This window comes from Zoogloea sp. GDB6, assembly GCF_056724105.1.
Map to the genome: position 1 here is coordinate 1,857,739 of NZ_CM161497.1, position 17,816 is coordinate 1,875,554.

General features: G+C 64.5%; 17 protein-coding genes. 10 read left to right on the forward strand and 7 right to left on the reverse strand.

Annotated features, from left to right (window positions below):
* Positions 1-6 precede the first annotated feature (6 nt).
* The 10 genes from rseP to AC1PQG_RS08440 all read left to right on the forward strand — a co-directional run bounded on the left by rseP (position 7) and on the right by AC1PQG_RS08440 (position 9,437).
* Complete coding sequence (gene rseP / locus AC1PQG_RS08395; RefSeq protein ID WP_481122138.1) at positions 7-1,371, forward strand: RIP metalloprotease RseP; 1,365 nt, start codon at positions 7-9, stop codon at positions 1,369-1,371.
* A gap of 6 nt (positions 1,372-1,377) precedes the next feature.
* Positions 1,378-3,669, forward strand: a complete 2,292-nt coding sequence (bamA, locus tag AC1PQG_RS08400; protein WP_481122139.1) for an outer membrane protein assembly factor BamA — start codon at positions 1,378-1,380, stop codon at positions 3,667-3,669.
* A 69-nt stretch (positions 3,670-3,738) separates the two neighbouring features.
* Positions 3,739-4,206 carry an OmpH/Skp family outer membrane protein gene (locus tag AC1PQG_RS08405; protein WP_481122985.1) on the forward strand — a complete coding sequence of 156 codons (468 nt, stop codon included), beginning with the start codon at positions 3,739-3,741 and terminating at the stop codon, positions 4,204-4,206.
* A gap of 10 nt (positions 4,207-4,216) precedes the next feature.
* Positions 4,217-5,245 (forward strand): UDP-3-O-(3-hydroxymyristoyl)glucosamine N-acyltransferase, encoded by a 1,029-nt coding sequence (lpxD, locus tag AC1PQG_RS08410; protein WP_481122140.1) that lies wholly within the window; start codon positions 4,217-4,219, stop codon positions 5,243-5,245.
* Positions 5,246-5,253: 8 nt separating this feature from the next.
* The gene (gene fabZ / locus AC1PQG_RS08415) at positions 5,254-5,685 is read left to right on the forward strand and encodes a 3-hydroxyacyl-ACP dehydratase FabZ (RefSeq protein ID WP_481122986.1); all 432 of its coding nucleotides are present in this window, start codon (positions 5,254-5,256) and stop codon (positions 5,683-5,685) included.
* Positions 5,682-6,455, forward strand: a complete 774-nt coding sequence (gene lpxA / locus AC1PQG_RS08420) for an acyl-ACP--UDP-N-acetylglucosamine O-acyltransferase (protein WP_481122141.1) — start codon at positions 5,682-5,684, stop codon at positions 6,453-6,455. The genes fabZ and lpxA overlap by 4 nt, the downstream gene beginning before the upstream one ends.
* Before the next feature lie 3 nt (positions 6,456-6,458).
* Positions 6,459-7,604, forward strand: coding sequence for a lipid-A-disaccharide synthase (gene lpxB / locus AC1PQG_RS08425; RefSeq protein WP_481122142.1), 1,146 nt, complete (start codon positions 6,459-6,461; stop codon positions 7,602-7,604).
* 2 nt (positions 7,605-7,606) lie between these two features.
* The gene (gene rnhB / locus AC1PQG_RS08430) at positions 7,607-8,200 is read left to right on the forward strand and encodes a ribonuclease HII (protein WP_481122987.1); all 594 of its coding nucleotides are present in this window, start codon (positions 7,607-7,609) and stop codon (positions 8,198-8,200) included.
* Positions 8,197-8,655, forward strand: a complete 459-nt coding sequence (locus tag AC1PQG_RS08435) for a CopD family protein (RefSeq protein WP_481122143.1) — start codon at positions 8,197-8,199, stop codon at positions 8,653-8,655. Before rnhB ends, AC1PQG_RS08435 begins: the two co-directional genes overlap by 4 nt.
* The gene (locus AC1PQG_RS08440) at positions 8,652-9,437 is read left to right on the forward strand and encodes a TrmH family RNA methyltransferase (protein ID WP_481122144.1); all 786 of its coding nucleotides are present in this window, start codon (positions 8,652-8,654) and stop codon (positions 9,435-9,437) included. Before AC1PQG_RS08435 ends, AC1PQG_RS08440 begins: the two co-directional genes overlap by 4 nt.
* Here the strand turns inward: AC1PQG_RS08440 and bioD are convergent, their stop codons facing one another.
* The 7 genes from bioD to ppk1 form a co-directional block, all read right to left on the reverse strand.
* Positions 9,438-10,112 (reverse strand): dethiobiotin synthase, encoded by a 675-nt coding sequence (bioD, locus tag AC1PQG_RS08445; protein ID WP_481122145.1) that lies wholly within the window; start codon positions 10,110-10,112, stop codon positions 9,438-9,440.
* Positions 10,109-10,888, reverse strand: a complete 780-nt coding sequence (gene bioC / locus AC1PQG_RS08450) for a malonyl-ACP O-methyltransferase BioC (RefSeq protein ID WP_481122146.1) — start codon at positions 10,886-10,888, stop codon at positions 10,109-10,111. Before bioC ends, bioD begins: the two co-directional genes overlap by 4 nt.
* Positions 10,881-11,615: an alpha/beta fold hydrolase gene (locus tag AC1PQG_RS08455; RefSeq protein WP_481122147.1), complete on the reverse strand. Its 735-nt coding sequence runs from the start codon at positions 11,613-11,615 to the stop codon at positions 10,881-10,883. Before AC1PQG_RS08455 ends, bioC begins: the two co-directional genes overlap by 8 nt.
* Positions 11,612-12,796, reverse strand: coding sequence for an 8-amino-7-oxononanoate synthase (bioF, locus tag AC1PQG_RS08460; RefSeq protein ID WP_481122148.1), 1,185 nt, complete (start codon positions 12,794-12,796; stop codon positions 11,612-11,614). The genes AC1PQG_RS08455 and bioF overlap by 4 nt, the downstream gene beginning before the upstream one ends.
* Positions 12,789-14,120: an adenosylmethionine--8-amino-7-oxononanoate transaminase gene (gene bioA / locus AC1PQG_RS08465; RefSeq protein ID WP_481122149.1), complete on the reverse strand. Its 1,332-nt coding sequence runs from the start codon at positions 14,118-14,120 to the stop codon at positions 12,789-12,791. Before bioA ends, bioF begins: the two co-directional genes overlap by 8 nt.
* Positions 14,121-14,242: 122 nt before the next feature.
* Positions 14,243-15,493: a WD40/YVTN/BNR-like repeat-containing protein gene (locus AC1PQG_RS08470; protein ID WP_481122150.1), complete on the reverse strand. Its 1,251-nt coding sequence runs from the start codon at positions 15,491-15,493 to the stop codon at positions 14,243-14,245.
* A gap of 102 nt (positions 15,494-15,595) precedes the next feature.
* Entirely contained in the window at positions 15,596-17,683 is a 2,088-nt protein-coding gene (gene ppk1 / locus AC1PQG_RS08475) for a polyphosphate kinase 1 (protein WP_481122151.1), read from the reverse strand.
* Positions 17,684-17,816 lie beyond the last annotated feature (133 nt).

Consider the following 17,816-nt stretch of genomic DNA (forward strand, 5'->3'; position numbering starts at 1 on the left):
CAATATATGAGCCTGCTGGACTACCTCATCCCCTTTGCAGTGGCGCTGGGTATTCTGATCGTCGTACACGAGTTCGGGCACTACATCGTCGCCCGCTTGTGCGGTGTGAAGGTTTTGCGCTTCTCGCTTGGTTTCGGCAAGCCGCTACTGGTCTGGCGTGGCGGGCGGGATCGTACCGAGTGGGCGCTGTCGGCGTTTCCGCTGGGCGGTTACGTCAAGATGCTCGACGAGCGCGAGGCGCCGGTCGCCGATGACGAGTTGCATCGGGCGTTCAACCGGCAGACCGTCTGGCGTCGCATCGCCATCGTTGCGGCCGGGCCACTGGCCAATCTCGTGCTGGCGATCGCCTTGTACTGGGGGCTGTATTCCAGCGGCGTGGAAGAGCTGCGGCCTCGCCTCGGTGTTCCTGCCGCCGCCAGTGCCGCGGAGCGCTCGGGTTTCACGGATGGTGAGTTGGTGCGCTCGGTGGATGGTCAGCCGGTGGCAACCTGGCAGGAGCTCCGCTTGCAGTTGCTGCAGCATGTCTTCGAGCGGCGCGCCGTCACGGTGGAAACGATCAATTTCAAGGACGAGATCGCCTTTCGCCAGTTGGACATGGCCGGTGTCCATGTGGACCAGGGGGAGCAAGACATTAGTGTCCAGCTCGGGCTCAGCCTCTATCGACCGAATGTGCCAGCAGTGCTCGGTGCCCTGAGTGCGGGGGGGGCTGCCGAGCGGGCTGGCCTGAAAAGCGGAGACCGGGTTCTCCGCATCGGTGGCAAGCGGATTGGTGGCTGGGGTGATCTGGTTGAGACGGTTCGTGACGCACCGGGGGCCGAACTGGAATTCGAAGTGCTGCGCGACAATGTGTCCTTGGTCTTGAAGGTCGTATCCAGCTCGGTTGAGGAAAAAGGGCGGACCATCGGGAGGATCGGTGTCGCGGTGGCCGATGCGGATATCCGCCGTGATCTTATGTTCACCATCGTCCGCTATGATTTTATCGATGCGTTCGTCAAGGGGGTGGCCCAGACCTGGGATACCGCCGCGTTGAGCGTTTCGATGCTGGGACGCATGATCGTCGGCGACGTTTCCGTCAAAAATCTGAGTGGTCCGGTGACGATTGCCGATTTTGCGGGTCAGTCGGCGAAGATGGGCTGGGCTCATTACATCAAGTTTCTGGCCTTGATCAGCATCAGTCTCGGCGTCTTGAACCTGCTGCCCGTTCCGGTGCTCGATGGTGGGCACTTGTTGTATTATGTGATCGAGATCATCAAGGGCGGCCCGGTTTCCGAGCGGGTTATGGAAATCGGTCAGCAGATTGGAATGGCTCTGCTGGCGGCGCTAATGGCTTTTGCCTTCTACAACGACATCAACCGCCTTGTTGCTAGCTGAAATCGGATGAATTCCAAGCTTCTTCCCGGGCTGATCGCCGCACTTTTCGTGGCATCGCCCGCCTTGGCCTTCGAGCCATTCGTTGTCAAAGATATTCGTGTTGAAGGGATTCAGCGGACCGAGGCCGGGACTGTTTTCAGTTACCTGCCTGTCAAGGTCGGCGAGCGCTTCTCGGACGATAAGGCTTCCCAGGCCATCAAGGCGCTGTTCGCCACGGGTTTCTTCAAGGATGTCAGGATCGAGGTGGATAACGATGTCATCGTTGTCGTCCTCGATGAGCGTCCGGCCATCGCCCAGGTCGATTTCGTCGGCATCAAGGAGTTCGACAAGGACGCGCTGAAGAAAGGCCTCAAGGAAGTTGGCCTTGCTGAGTCCCGTATTTTCGACCGTGCGGTGCTTGAGCGCGCCGAGCAGGAGTTGAAGCGTCAGTATCTTTCCAAGGGGCTATACGGCGTACAGATCACGACGACCGTCACACCGTTGGAGCGAAACCGCGTCGGCGTGAACTTCAACGTCGTCGAAGGTGACGCAGCCAAGATTCGCCAGATCAGCGTCATCGGCAACCAGGTTTTCAAGGAGAAAGAGCTGCTGGAGCTGTTCTCCCTGACGACACCGGGCTGGATGACCTGGTATTCGAAGAGCGACCAGTACTCCAAGCAGAAGCTGTCCGCCGACATCGAGACGCTGCGTTCCTACTATCTGAACCGTGGCTACCTTGATTTCACTGTCGATTCGACGCAGGTGTCCATCACGCCGGACAAGAAGGACATCTACATCACCTTGAGTGTGACTGAAGGTGAAAAGTACACCGTTTCCGACGTCAAGCTGGCGGGGAACATGGTGGTGCCCGAGGCTGAGTTGCAGAAGCTCGTGAAGCTGAAGGCCGGCGATACCTTCGTGCGTGACAACGTCACCGCGACGACCAAGGCAATCACCGACCGGCTTGGTAATGCCGGCTACGCGTTTGCCAACGTGAATGCGGCGCCCGAGGTGGACAAGGCCAAGCGCACGGTTGCATTCACGGTATTCGTCGATCCGGGCCGCCGCGTGTATGTGCGCAAGATCAATTTCGCCGGCAATGCGCGGACCCGCGATGAGGTGATCCGGCGTGAAATGCGTCAGATGGAAGGCGCGTGGTATGACGGCGAAGCACTCAACCGCTCCAAGGTGCGCCTGGATCGTCTCGGTTATTTCGATGAAGTGACCATCGAGACCCCGGCCGTCCCTGGCTCTACCGATCAGGTGGATGCCAATTTCACGGTCAAGGAACGGGCGACCGGCAACCTGATGCTCGGTGCCGGTTTCTCCAGCTCCGAAAAGGTGATCCTGTCGGCGTCGATCTCCCAGCAGAACCTGTTCGGTACGGGTAATGCGATGACGCTGCAGATGAATACCGGCCGCATCAACAAGACAATCGCACTGTCCTTTACCAATCCTTACTGGACGATCGACGGCGTCAGTATCGGCTGGGATATCTACCAGCGCAATGTGGATCCGACCTCGCTGTCGGTGGCGACCTACAAGAGTTCGTCCATCGGCGCAGGCATCCGCTTCGGCTATCCGATTGCGGAGGATGACCGGATCAACTTCGGTCTGGCTGTCGATCAGACCTCGATCAAGGTCTACGATTCGAGTCCGTCGCCCTACGTCGGTTTCGTGAACACCTTCGGCGACACGGCCAAGAGTTTGCTGGCGACCATCGGTTGGTCCCGCGACCGGCGTGACAGCTTCGTGTATCCGACCTCCGGCGTCTATCAGCGTGCCTCGGTGGAAATCGCGACGCCTGCGCTCGATATGCGCTACATCCGCGCCAACTACCAGCATCAGTACTGGATTCCGTTTGGTGGTGGCTACGCGCTGATGCTGAACGGCGATGTCGGCTACGCACATGGCTACGACGGCAAGGAGCTGCCGTTCTACAAGAACTTCTACGCCGGTGGTATCGGTTCGGTGCGTGGTTATCAGCAGAGCACGCTGGGCCCGCACTACACGGATTCGTCGGGCTATGTCCGTGCGCTCGGCGGTAACCGCCGCGTCATCGGTAATGCCGAGTATTACTTCCCGATGCCGGGTTCCGGCAAGGACAAGTCCATGCGCCTGTCGCTGTTTGCCGACGTGGGCAACGTCTGGGGAGCCGACGAAAAGGTGCAGGCTTCGGATTTGCGTTACAGTGCGGGCTTGGCGTTCTCCTGGAGTTCCCCGGTGGGTCCCTTGAAGTTCAGCCTGGGTGATGCGCTCAAGAAAAAAGAAGGCGACAAGACGCAGAAATTCCAGTTCCAGTTGGGTACGGTGTTCTGATTGTTGCCGCGTGGCAAGCAGATGGAGGTTTGAGTGAAAGGTATTGGTTTGTCCGCACTGGCAGCAGTCATGCTCGCTGCGTTCGCGCAGACGGCTGCGGCCGAGGTGAGGGTCGGTTTCGTCAATTCCGACCGCGTGATGAAGGAAGCGACGCCTGCCAAGAAGGCCCAGCAGAAGCTGGAAAAGGAATTCGAGAAGCGTGATCAGGAACTGCAACGCATGGCCAAGCAGCTCCAGGGCATGCAGGAGGGCCTCGAGAAGAATGGCGTGACGTTGGGCGAGGCTGAGCGCCGCAACAAGGAGCGCGAGTTCAACGAGCTCAACCGGGATTTCCAGCGCAAGCAGCGCGAGTTCCGTGAAGATCTCAACCAGCGCCGCAACGAGGAACTCGCTGGCGTGCTGGATCGTGCCAACAAGACGATCAAGCAGATTGCCGAGGCCGAGAAGTACGACATCATCTTCCAGGAGGCGGTATACGCCAGCCCGCGCATCGACATCACCGACAAGGTGATCAAGGCGCTGAGCGAAGCCAAGTAAGCGGTCGCCAATGGAATTCTCCCTTGGCGAGCTGGTAAGCCGGCTCGGCGGCGAACTCGTCGGCGATCCGGCCGTTGTCGTTCGACAGATTGCTTCGATCGAAGCGGCCCGGGAAGGCGAGCTGGCCTTCCTGTCCAACCCCAAGCTCGGGGCGTCGCTGGCAACGAGCAAGGCCTCCGCATTCATCTTGTCGCCGAAGGCTTCCGGGCTCACCGAGCGCCCGCGCATTCTGACGGCCGATCCGTATCTGTATTTCGCGCGCGTCGCGCAGCTCTTCAATCCGCCCAAGCAGGCGCCGGTCGGCGTGCATGCCAGCGCTGTAGTGGCGTCCACGTTGCCGGCTTCGGTATCCGTCGGCCCCAATGCAGTGATCGGCGAGAACTGCGTGATCGGCGAAAGTTGCGTGATCGGCGCCGGTTGCCTGATTGCCGATGGTGTGCACATTGGCGCGGGTTCCCTGCTGCATCCTGGCGTGAAGATCTACGACAACTGCGTCATCGGCGCGCGGGCCATCCTGCATTCCGGCTCGGTCATTGGCGCCGATGGGCTGGGTTTTGCGCGGGATGCCGACAAGCACTGGGTCAAGATCCCGCAGATCGGCCGCGTGGTGCTGGGCGACGATGTGGAGATCGGCGCCAACACGACGATTGACCGCGGTGCGCTGGACGACACTATCGTCGGCAATGGCGTGAAGCTGGACAACCTCATCCATGTGGCCCATAACTGCCATGTGGGGGACGACACCATCATGGCCGCGATGGCCGGCCTGGCGGGCAGCACGCGCGTTGGAAAGCGGGTGATGGTGGGTGGCAAGGCCGGTTTCTCGGGCCACTTGGAAGTGGCCGACGACGTGGTGATCTCTGCCGACACCAATGTGACCAAGACCCTCGACAAGGCTGGCGTCTATACGGCCATGATTCCGCTGCAACCGCATGCGGACTGGGTCCGGAATTTTGCCCATCTCCGTCGCCTCGATGCGATGGCGGAGCGGGTGCGCGAGCTGGAGAAGAAGCTCGCCGAAATGGAAAAGAAATCATGAGCGAAATCATCGACATCAACGAAATCAAGCGTTATATCCCGCACCGCTATCCCTTCCTGCTGGTTGATCGCATCACCGAGCTGGAAGTGGGCAAGCGCGTCGTGGGCCTGAAGAACGTGACTGTCAATGAGCCATTCTTCCCGGGCCATTTTCCGCACAACCCGGTGATGCCGGGTGTGCTGATCATCGAGGCGCTGGCCCAGGCCGCCGCGGTGCTGGCTTTCAAGACCGACGGTACGGTGCCGGACGAGAACGCGATGGTGTATTTCGCTTCCGTGGACAACGTGCGCTTCAAGCGTCCGGTGGTGCCGGGCGACCAGCTCGTGCTGGAAGCCGAGATCGTGCGCGTGATGCGCAACATCTGGAAGTTCAAGGGCACCGCCAAGGTGGCTGGCGAGCTGGCCACGGAAGCCGACTTCATGTGTGCGATTAAGCGATGACGATCCACCCGACTGCCATCGTTCATCCGGGGGCACGCCTCGCCGAAGGGGTGCAGGTCGGGCCGTACTCGATCATCGGCGAACACGTCGAGATCGGCGAAGGAACCCACATCGGTCCCCATGTGGTGATCGAGGGGTATACCCGCATCGGTCGCGACAACCGGATCTTCCAGTTCTGTTCGATCGGTTCCGAGCCCCAGGACAAGAAGTACGCCAACGAGCCGACTCGGCTGGAGATCGGCGACCGCAACACGATCCGTGAATTCTGCAGTTTCAGCACCGGCACCGTGCAGGACGGCGGACTGACCCGCGTCGGCAACGACAACTGGATCATGGCCTATGTGCATGTGGCTCATGACTGCGTCGTCGGCAACAACACCATCTTCGCCAACAACGCGACGCTGGCCGGTCATGTGTCGGTGGGTGACTGGGCGATCCTGGGGGGCTTCACTGGCGTGCACCAGTTTGTCCGCGTCGGCGCGCACAGTTTCTGCGGCGTCGGTACGGTGCTGTTGCAGGACCTGCCGCCCTTTGTAACCGTGTCCGGCAATCCGGCTGCGCCGCACGGCATCAACAGCGAGGGGCTCAAGCGTCGGGGTTATTCGAGCGAAGGCATCATGGCCATCAAGCGGGCCTACAAGACCCTCTATCGCAATGGCCTGACCCTCGACGAAGCGCGTCGCCAGATCGCCGAGGCTGCCGCGCAGATCCCTGAACTTCAGGAGTTTTCCGATTTCATCGCCGAGTCCGGGCGCGGCATCGTTCGCTGATCCATGGCAGTGCGGATTGCCATGGTGGCCGGTGAGGCCTCCAGCGACCTCCTGGCCAGTCACCTGATCAAGGCGCTCAAGCGCCATCTTCCCGACGCCGAGTTCTTCGGCATCGGTGGTCCCAAAATGCAGGCGGTGGGTTTCCAGGCCTTGTGGCCTGCGGAGAAGCTGTCGGTCCACGGCTACGTGGACGCCCTCAAGAACTACCGGGAGCTGTCGGGCATCCGCCGCGAGTTGCGGGACATGCTGGTCAAGAATCCGCCAGCGGCCTTCATTGGTGTGGATGCGCCGGATTTCAGTCTGTGGCTCGAGAAGCGCCTGAAGGACAAGGGCATCCCGGCGATCCACTTTGTCAGCCCATCCATCTGGGCCTGGCGGCGGGGGCGTCTGAAGGGCATCGCGCGGGCCGTCAGCCATATGCTGTGCCTGTTCCCGTTCGAACCCGAGATCTACCGGACCGCCGGGGTGCCGGTGACCTACGTGGGCCACCCGCTGGCCGACGTCTTCCCGCTGGTGCCCGATCGCGAGGGCACGCGGGAGATGCTGCAGATCTCGCCCGGCGGGCCGGTCTTCGCGTTTCTGCCGGGTAGTCGCCAGTCGGAAGTGCGAAACCTGGCGGACACCTATATCGCCACCGCGGCGTTGCTGCATGCCCGTCATCCGGACGCCCGTTTTCTGGTGCCGCTGGCAACCCGCGAGACCCGCGTGCTGTTCGAAGACGCCTTGCGGCGCCATGCCCACATGGATCTGCCAATCCGCATCCTGTTCGGCCATTCGGTCGAGGCAATGATCGCGGCCGACGTGGTGCTGGTGGCGAGCGGTACGGCGACGCTGGAGGCGGCGCTGCTCAAGCGACCGATGGTGATCACCTACAAGATCGGCAAATGGTCCTTCCGCCTAATGAAGCGGATGGCCTACCTGCCGTGGGTTGGGCTGCCCAACGTGCTGGCCGGACGCGAAGTGGTGCCCGAAGTGCTGCAGGACGCCGCCACGCCCCAGGCGCTAGCCGACGCCCTTGACGGCTGGTTGTCGGACAAGGCGCGCGTGGCCGAGCTCGAACGGACCTTTACGGACATGCATCTGCAGTTGCGCCAGGACACGGCGGACAAGGCCGCGGCGGCGATTCTGCCCTACCTGAAAGGACGTTGAAGATGATCCTGTGCGGCGTCGACGAGGCCGGGCGCGGCCCCCTGTGCGGACCGGTGGTGGCTGCAGCGGTGATCCTCGATCCAGCGAAGCCCATCGAGGGCTTGGCCGACTCCAAGAAGCTCAGCGAGAAGCGCCGCCAGCGCCTGGCCATGGAGATCCGCGAGAAGGCGCTGGCCTGGTGCGTGGCGGAAGCCAGCGTCGCCGAGATTGACCGGATCAACATCCTGCACGCCAGTATGCTGGCGATGCAGCGTGCCGTGGCGGGCTTGTCGCGGCGGCCGGACAAGGTACTCGTCGATGGCAACCGCTGCCCGCAGCTGGATCTGCCTTGCGAAGCCATCGTCAAGGGCGATGCGCTGGTGGCCGAGATTTCCGCTGCATCCATCCTCGCCAAGACGGTGCGTGACGAACTGCTGGTCGAACTCGACAAGCGCTATCCTCAATATGGCTTGGCCGGCCATAAAGGCTACCCGACTGCCGCCCACTTGGCGGCGCTGCGTGCCCATGGCGCCTGCGAAATCTATCGCCAGAGCTTTGCGCCTGTGCGCGACGTCATCTCCAATCCGCCCTTGTGGACCGAGGACGACCTGCGATGAAACACCACCATCTGCTGCTGCTCGTGCATCTTGCCGGCGTGATCGTCTGGGTCGGCGGCATGGCCTTCGCCCATTTCTGCCTGCGACCGTCTGCCTTGCAACTGCCGCCTGCCCAGCGCTTGAATCTCTGGCACGGGGTCTTCGTGCGCTTCTTCCCGATCGTGTGGGGCGCCATCGCGGCCATCGGCCTGTCCGGTTTCGCGATGTTGCTGGAGGTGGGCTTCGCGCAAGCGCCGTATTCCTGGCACATGATGGCCGGCGTGGGATTGTTGATGATGGTGATCTTCGCGAGCATCTGGTTCGGCCCCTGGCAGGCGTTTAAGGCGGCGGTGGCCGCCGAGAGCTGGGCCCAGGGCGCCCAGGCGCTCAACGCAATCCGCCAGCGGGTGGTCGTCAACCTCGCGCTGGGGACGCTGACCGTGGTTCTTGCCACGCTCGGCCTGGCCTTCTCGTGAAGCCGATCAGCTCGCGGGACAACCCGACCATCAAGCACCTGCACGCGCTGGCAACGTCGGCGCGGGACCGGCGCAAGGAAGGGCGGACGCTGCTCGACGGTGCGCACCTCCTTGGCGTTGCGCTGGAGAAGGGCGTCGATGTGCTGCAGATCGTCGTCAGCGAGAGCGGGCGCCGGCAGGCGGAAATCGAGGCCTTGCTGGCGCGCTGCCCGTCCGAGCGGCAGATCGAGGTGCCGGATCGCCTTTTCGCCCACATCAGCCCGGTGGATACGCCCAGCGGCGTGATCGCGGTGGTCGCCGTTCCGGCTGCGGACGAAGGGCGCCCGATCGTCGACAGCTGTGTGCTGCTCGACGGGGTTCAGGACCCGGGCAATCTCGGCACCATCCTGCGCACCGCAGCGGCAGTTGCGGTGAAGGACGTGCTTCTCACCCCCGGCTGCGCCCAGGCCTGGTCGCCCCGCGTGCTGCGTGCGGCGATGGGGGCGCACTTCGGACTGCAAATCCACGAAGGCGTTGATGCGGCTGTGGCGCTGGAGGCCTTTCCCGGCGCCATCCTGGCGGCGGATCTGCGGGACGCCACCGAGCTCTACGACCTGGATCTGCGCGGTCCGGTCGCGTGGCTGTTCGGTTCAGAGGGGCAGGGGCTGTCCGCTGAAGTGGCGGCACTGGCCACCCGCCGTGTGCTGATCCCAATGCCGGGCGGCATGGAGTCCCTCAACGTGGGAGTGGCGGCCGGCGTGTGCCTGTTCGAGCAGTTGCGCCAGAGGCGCTCGGCTGGGTAGTCAATCGGGTAGCTTGAGACCGGCGGCGCTCGCGGCCGCCGCGGCGTCATGGTCGGCGCGGAAGGGCAGCACGCCCAGCGGCGGGGCCGGCAGACGACGGCTCAGGGCCTCCAGGTTCTGTTCGAAACGCAGCATGGCCGGATCCATCTGGTTGGCGATCCAGCCGGCCAGTCGCAGGCCGCGGGCCTGGATGGCCTCCGCGGTGAGCAGGGCGTGGCTGATGCAGCCGAGTTTCATGCCCACCACCAAGATCACTGGCAGGCCCAGGTGCTGGGCCCAGTCGGCGGTGTCGAAGTCATCGCCCAGCGGCACGCGGAAACCGCCGACGCCTTCCACCAGCACCAGTTCAGCTTGGGCGCGGAGTTCTTGGAAGGCCGTGTCGATTCTGGCGGGATCGATGGTCACGCCTTCCTCGGCCGCTGCGATGTGCGGTGCGATCGGGCTAGCCAGGCAGTAGGGGTTGAGCAGTGCCAGCCCCGGGTCGAAGCTGCCGGCGGCGCGCAGGCGTGCCGCATCCTCGTTGAGGAATTCACCGTTGATCATTTCGGCGCCGGCGGCGATCGGCTTCATGCCGACCGCACGCAGGCCGCGGGCACGGGCTGCGTGGAGCAGGGCGCAGGTGGAGAAGGTCTTGCCGATTTCGGTATCGGTGCCGGCAATGAAATAGGCGCTCATTTCTTTTCTGCTATCAACCAGTAGGTGTCGTAGGACGCCGGCAGGCCGGCGGGGGTCCGGTAGGCCTCGTAGGCGGTGCTGAGGCGGCCCCACGCGGCTTTGCCGAGGGGCGCCTGGCGGCGCGGGGCTCCGGTCTGGTGGGCGCCGAGGGTCTTGATGTCGTGCAGCAGGCGGCGCAGGTCAGGGGCCCAGGCGTAGAGGGTGTCGCGCTCGGTCTCGACGATCCGCAGGCCGGCGTCCTCGATAGCGTCGTCGATGACTTCCGGTGGCTGGAAGCGCAGCACGTGTTCGTGCTGATCCACGTGACGGAAGGCGTCGCGCAGCTCGCCGAGGGTGCCGGGGCCTAGGGTGGCGATCCACAGCTGGCCGCCGGGGCGCAGGCTGCGCGCCAGCTCCGGGAAGACCTTGCGCGGATGGCACCACTGCAGCGCATAGCTGGACCATAGCAGGTCCACGCTGTCTTCCGCCAGTGGCAGGTGTTCCATGTCCGCGCACAGCGGTTCGGCCAGCCCGGCAGGATGACGGCGCAACATCGAGGTGGCGAAATCCAGTGCGATCAGCTGGGCGTCCGGGAAACGCTGATTGAGGCCGGGGAGCGCGTAGCCGGTACCGCAGCCTGCATCGACGATGCGGCTGGGCTGCAGGGGCTGCGTGGCGGCCAGCGCGAACAGGCGGTCGCAGGCGCTGCGCTGGACGGCGGCAACTGCGTCATAGGCGTCGGCGGCCTTGTCGAAGGCGGCGCGGACCGCGCCTTTTGGGGCGGGGGCGTCAGTCAAGGGCGAAGCCCTCGATCAGTGTTGCGCACTCCTGGCGGCGCGACAGGAAGGGCGCGTGGCCGCACTGGCCGAACACCGTCAGACGCGCGTCGGGCAGCGTATCGGCCAGCCACTCCGCGGCGGCGACCGGCATCAGCTTGTCTTCGCTACCGTGCAGCAGGCGGACCGGCTGACGGATTGTCGGGATGATGTAGCGCTGGTCGGTCTCGGCGAGCAGGCGGAGGCCGTCGGCAAGCGCGGCCTTGCGCGTGTCGTCGGCTGTCGTGAGGCTGTCGCCCAGCGTCGCAGCAACCGCTTTGCGGGCGCTGTCGCCGAGGCTCTGAAGCGCCACAAAACGGCGTTGGGTGACGTCGGGGGCTGAGTCGAAGTCCTGGCGGAAGGTGTCGAGGGTGCTCGCGGGCAAGGCCGTGGTCCAGCCGTCTGCTTGGACGAAGCTGGGTGAACTGCTGATCAACACCAGCTTGGTCACGCGCTCCGGGGCCTGCCGCGCGAGATGCAGCGCGAGTTGGGCGCCAAGGGACCAGCCGACCAGGATGGCCTCGTCTGGTAGCTGGGTGAGCAGCGCGTTCGCCCATGCCTCCAGACTTGGGCCAGCGGGGGGGGCACTGCCGTGTCCCGGCAGATCGGGGGTATGCAGCGTAAAAGTGCCGGCGAGCGCTTCAGTCAGCGGCTTCCAGACCGCCGCAGAGAGGCCCCAGCCGTGCAGCAGGACGAGATCAGGGCTCATATCGAGGCTCCTTCCAGCCGCAGAAGCGTCGCCACCAAGCGGTCCACCTGCGCTTCGCTGTGAGCGGCCGACAGCACGATGCGCAGCCTGGCGGCCCCCTTCGGCACCGTTGGCGGGCGGATCGCCGGGACCCACAGGCCTTCCGCGTCGAGGGCGCGGGAGACGGCCAGCGTCTCGTGGTTGTCACCGATGACGACGGGCTGGATCGGTGTGTCCGATGGCAGCAGTTGCCAGCGCTTCAGTGACAAACCGGCCTTGAAGCGGGCGATCAGGGCCTGCAGGTGGGCGCGGCGGGCGTCGCCGTGCTCGATCAGGTCGACGGCGGTCAGCAGTGCCTCGGCGAGCAGCGGCGGGGCGCCGGTGGTGAAGATATAGCTGCGCGTCTTGTTGAGGAGCCAGTCGATGACGTTGCGCTGCCCGGCGACGAAGGCGCCGGACACGCCGGCCGCCTTGCCGAGGGTGCCCATATAGATCAGGCGCGGCGAACTCAGACCGAAGTGCGCGAGGCAGCCGCGCCCCTGAGGGCCCAGAACGCCGAAGCCGTGGGCATCGTCAACCAGCAGCCAGGCCTTGTGCGTCTCCGCCAGCGCGAGCAGTTCGCGCAGCGGCGCGATGTCGCCGTCCATGCTGAACACGCCGTCGGTGACGATCAGTTTGCGTGGTGCGGTGGAGGCTTGCAGGCGGGCCGCCAGGGCGTGGACATCGCAGTGGGGATAGCGGATCAGCTCAGCGCGGGACAGCAGTGTGCCGTCCACCAGCGAGGCGTGATTGACCTTGTCGGCGAAGATCACGTCGCCACGGCCGACCAGCGCCGGCATGACGCCGATGTTGGCCATGTAGCCGGTGGAGAAATACAGCGCTTCGTCCATGCCGATGAAGGTGGCGAGACGGGTTTCCAGCGCCTCATGGGAGGCATAGTGGCCACTGACCAGATGGGAAGCGCCGGAGCCGACACCCCAGCGGTCGATGCCCTGGTGGGCCGCGGCGGCCAGCGCAGGCTCGGCGGCCAGGCCCAGGTAGTCGTTGGAGCAGAAGGCAGTGACAGCATCCTCCCGGTCGGCCAGGTGGGTGTCCGGGCGACATGGAGTGGTGACGATGCGCCGACGGCGGCGCAGGCCGGCGGCGTCGAGTTCGGCGAGGCCGGCGTCCAGTTCTTCGAGCGGGTCGGGATACTCAGGCAAGGCTGGCCTCCAGGGCGGCAGCGCAGCGGCTGGCGAGGAAGTCGATCTCGTCGTCGCCGAGGATGTAAGGGGGCATGGTGTAAACCGTATTACCGATCGGGCGCAGCAGAAGTTCCCGCTGCAGGGCTTCGGCGAAGAAGCGGCGGGAGAAGCCGGCCGGTGCGTCGGCCACGTCGAACGCCAGGATCATGCCCTGCTGGCGCAGATGGTGGACCGCCGGATGGCCACCGACTGAATTGCGGAAAGCCTCGCCGATACGCTGGGCCTTGGCGCGGTTGGCGGCAATCACGTCGTCCTGCGCAAAGATGTCGAGGGTCGCCAGCGCCGCCCGGCAGGCCAGTGGGTTGCCGGTGTAGGAGTGGGAGTGCAGGAAGCCGCGGGCGGTATCGTCGTCGTAGAAGACGTCGAAGACGGTGTCGGTGGTGAGGACGATGGACAGGGGCAGGTAGCCGCCGGAGATGCCTTTCGACAGCAGCAGGAAGTCCGGCCAGATGCCGGCCTGCTCGCAGGCGAAGAAGCTGCCGCTGCGGCCGCAGCCGACGGCGATCTCGTCGGCTACCAGATGCACCTGGTAGCGGTCGCACAGGCTGCGCGCCAGGCGCAGGTATTCCGGGTCGTACATGACCATGCCGGAGGCGCCCTGGACCAGCGGCTCGACGATCAGCGCTGCGGTCTCGTCGGCGTGGGCGGCCAGATGGGCTTCCAGCGCGGCGGCCGCGCGGCGGGCCACGTCGGCGGCCGTTTCGCCGGCTTCGGCGAGGCGGGCGTCGGGCGTCGGCACGCAGGTGCCGCCACGTACCAGCGGGGCGTAGGCATCGCGGAAGATCGCCACGTCGGTGACGGCCAGCGCGCCGACGGTCTCGCCGTGGTAGCTGCCAGCCAGGCTGACGAAGCGGTTCTTGCCGGGGCGACCGCTGTTGCGCCAGTAATGGACGCTCATCTTGAGCGCGATTTCAGTGGCTGAGGCGCCGTCCGATGCGTAGAAGGCGTGTCCGAGGTGGTGGCCGGTAAGGGTCGCCAGGCGCTCGGATAGTTCGACCACCGGCTCGTGGGTGAAGCCAGCCAGCAGTACGTGTTCAAGCGTGTCGAGCTGGGCCTTGAGGGCCGCACCGATGCGCGGATTGGCGTGGCCGAACAGGTTGACCCACCAGGAACTGATGCCGTCCAGGTAGCGCTTGCCGTCCATGTCGTACAGCCAGGCACCCTCGCCGCGCTTGATGGGGATCAGCGGCAGTTGCTCATGGTGCTTCATCTGGGTGCAGGGGTGCCAGACGGCGGACAGGGAACGGGACAACAGGCTGGCGTTGGAGGCGCTGGACGACATGGTTGTTGTGGTTTCTCTCTGTGGTTGCTTCAGAAGTGCAAAGTGGAGCGGTCATCGAATGACGGCTCCACTTGTTTGGCCGGATCCGCCGCCTGTTGCCAGGCGTGGCCCCTTGATACGGCTTAGTACGAGTAAATGCTGCTGCCGGCCGCGCCGACGGCGGTGAAGACGTTGTCGGCGTGGATCACGCCATATACGGCGTTGCTGCTGGGGCTGGTGGCTGCGGTCCAGGTTGTGCCGTCGGTGCTCGAGTAGATGGTGCCATTGTCGCCGAGGGCGACGAAGCGGGACGAGGACGCGACAGCGTTGAGATTGGCGCTGCCCTGGGTCTGGACGCTCCAGATGGTGCCGGTGCTGCTGCTGAGGATCACGCCGCCGGCACCGACCGCCACGATGCTGTAGGTCGTGACACTGGTGGTCGAGTTGACCGTGGTCATGCTGGCCGCGGCCTTCAGCGTAGCGGTGGTGCCGGAGCTGACGGCGGTCCAGGTCACTGCGTCGGAGCTGGTGAGCAGCGTGCCGTTGGCACCGACGGCTACCCACAGGCCGAGGGCCGAATAGGTCACGCCATAGAGATCACTGGTGGTCGGGACGGTGGTCGCGGCCGTCCAGGTCGTGCCGTCGCCGGAATGCAGGATGGTGCCGTTGGCGCCCACCGCGACGATGATCGAAGAGTTGGTGGCCAGCGCATTGAGCTTGGCAGTGGTGCCCGAGGTCGCTGCTGCCCAGGTCGTGGTGTCGGTGCTGGTGAGTACGCTGCCGGCATCGCCGACCGCGACGTATTTGGCCAGCGCGTACAGGACCGCGTTCAGGGAGGTGCCTGTGGCGGCCTGCACCTGGGTCCAGCTCAGTGCTGCCGTGGAGACGTAAGCCGGGCTGTTGTAGATCACGCCGTTGTCGCCAACGGCGACATAGGAATAGGTGGTGGCACTGCTGGAGCTCAAGCCCTGGGCTACGCCACGGAGCGCGTTGCTGTTGCCGAGGGCTCCGCCGGCCAGCCATACCGAACCGGCCGCACGAGGCGTGGCGGTCTGGACCACCGAGCCGGGTCCACCAGGACCGCCGTTGGTGCGGCCGTTGATCGTGATGGCGTACTTGGTGTCGTTGGTCAGCCCGGTCAGGATGTAAGGCGCCGTGATGTTCAAACGATAGCTGGCGGTCTTCTGGCCGGGGCTGACGGTATCGCCGGCGAAGAACCACAGCCAGTATTCGACGCCGGGCTCCTGGACCCAGTCGATGACGATCTGAGTGTCACCGGCAGTGACCGATTTGATGCTCGGAGCCGGAGCGGAACTGCCGCCACCGCCGCAGGCGGAGAGAACGGCAGCACTGAGGGTTGCGGTGATGAACTGTCGGCGACGGGGGAGGAACATGAAATGGGCCATCGGTGAAAGAAGCGAGACGGCATTCTACAACAGCCCGGCAGCCATGCTCCCTCCCGACGACGCTGGATGTCGGCGGGAGGGTGGGGCGGGTCAGACGATTTGAACGCCGGCCAATTCCTTGAGCAGGATTTCCTGCGCCGCACGCCGGGTTGTGCGGGGATTCTTCTTGCGATAGACGTTGTCGCTATCCATTTCCCATGCTTGGCAGTTGTCGCCCAGGTAGGGACGCAAGCCTTCCTTGATGACCCGCCGCTTGACCTTGGTGTCGAGGATCGGGAACGCGACTTCGATGCGCTTGAAGAAGTTGCGTTCCATCCAGTCTGCGCTGGACATGTAGAGCTTGTCGGCGCCATCGGCGCGGAAATAGAAGATCCGGTGGTGCTCCAGGAAGCGGCCGACGATGGAGCGCACCCGGATGTTCTCGGACAGGCCGGGCACGCCGGGCTTCAGCGCGCACACGCTGCGGGCGATGATGTCGATCTCGACGCCGGCGCAGGAGGCTTCGTACAGCGCTTCGATGGTTTCCGGTTCGAGCAGCGCATTGACCTTGACGACGATGCGGCCCTTGCGGCCGGCCCGCGCGATCTCGGCTTCCTCGCGGATGGCTGCGACCACGTTGGGTTGCAGCGTGAACGGGGCCTGCCACAGGTGCTTGAGTTTGCCGGCCTGGCCGAGCCCGGTGAGCTGCTTGAAGACTTCGGCGACGTCGGCGCCGATTTCGTCGTTGGCGGTGAGCAGACCGAAGTCGGTGTAAAAGCGGGTCGTGCGCGGATGGTAGTTGCCGGTGCCGAGGTGAGCGTAGCGCTTCAGTTTGCCGTCTTCGCGGCGAACCAGCAGCAGGAGCTTGGCGTGGGTCTTGTAGCCGAACACGCCGTACACCACGTGGGCACCGACCTCTTCGAGGCGGGCGGCCCAGCTGATGTTGGCTTCTTCGTCGAAGCGGGCCATCAGCTCCAGCACTACGGTGACTTCCTTGCCCTTCTGGGCGGCGCGGACGAGGTGCTCCATCAGCACGGAATCGGTACCGGTGCGATAGACGGTCATCTTCACTGCGACCACGTCGGCGTCGTCGGCCGCGGCCTTCAGCAGTTCGATGACCGGCTCGAAGCTCTGGAACGGGTGGTGCAGCAGGATGTCCTGGCGGCGCATCGCCGCGAAAATGTTCTCCTGCTTGTCGAGGCCCTTCGGTCGCGCGGGCAGGAAGGGGCGGTATTTCAGATCCGGGCGTTCGACCCAGTCGGGGACCTGATTGAGGCGCACCGGGTTGACCATGCCGGGAACCCGATAGACGTCGGCAGGGCCGAGGGCGAACTGCTTCATCAGGAAGTTGGCCATCGCCTCCGAGCAGTTGTCGGCGATTTCCAGGCGTACCGCGTCGCCGAAGTGGCGCTGCTGTAGTTCGCCCTTGAGGCTGGCGCGCAAGTCCTTGACTTCTTCCTCGTCCACGAACATGTCGGAGTTGCGGGTGACCCGGAACTGGTAGCAGCCGAGCACGTTCATGCCCTCGAAGAGTTCGCCAACGTGGGCGTGCAGCAGGGAGGACAGGAAGACAAAACCGTAGTCGACGCCGGTCAGCTCCTTCGGCAGGCGGATCACGCGGGGCAGGGCGCGGGGCGCCTGCACGATGGCGGAGCCGGAGCTGCGGCCGAAGGCGTCGCGGCCTTCCAGCTCGACGGCGAAGTTGAGGCTCTTGTTGAGCACGCGCGGGAAGGGGTGGGCTGGGTCCAGGCCGATGGGTGTCAGAACCGGCATCACTTCACGCATGAAGTAGTCCCGCGCCCACAGGTGCTGGGCGTCGGTCCACACGCTGCGGCGCAGGAAGACGATGCCTTCGGCGGCGAGGGCCGGCAGGATGGTGTCGTTGAGCAGCGCGTACTGCTCGGCAATGATGCTGTGCACCTTGGCGCTGATCAGGCTGTGCAGCGCGGATGGGCTCAAGCCGTCGGTGGTTATGGCGTGGCTGCCGAGGCGCAGTTGCTCCTTCACGCCGGCGACTCGCACCTCGAAGAACTCGTCCAGGTTGCTGGACACGATACACAGGAAGCGTAGACGTTCGAGCAGCGGTACGGCCGGGTCGGCGGCCTGGGCAAGGACGCGGCGCTGAAACTGAAGCAGGGAGAGTTCGCGGTTGATGAAGTGATCCGAGTTGAAATGGCGGATATTGTTGGTACGGTGCATGGGCTCTCCTCTTGATCTTCTGATTAGGCCCGGAGTATGTGACATTTTTGTTGCATACATATGACGACGGCCGCAGAGGCAGGATTGATGCGGGGCGTCGCACGGCGCAGTGCTAGAATTTCCAGCTTTCGCG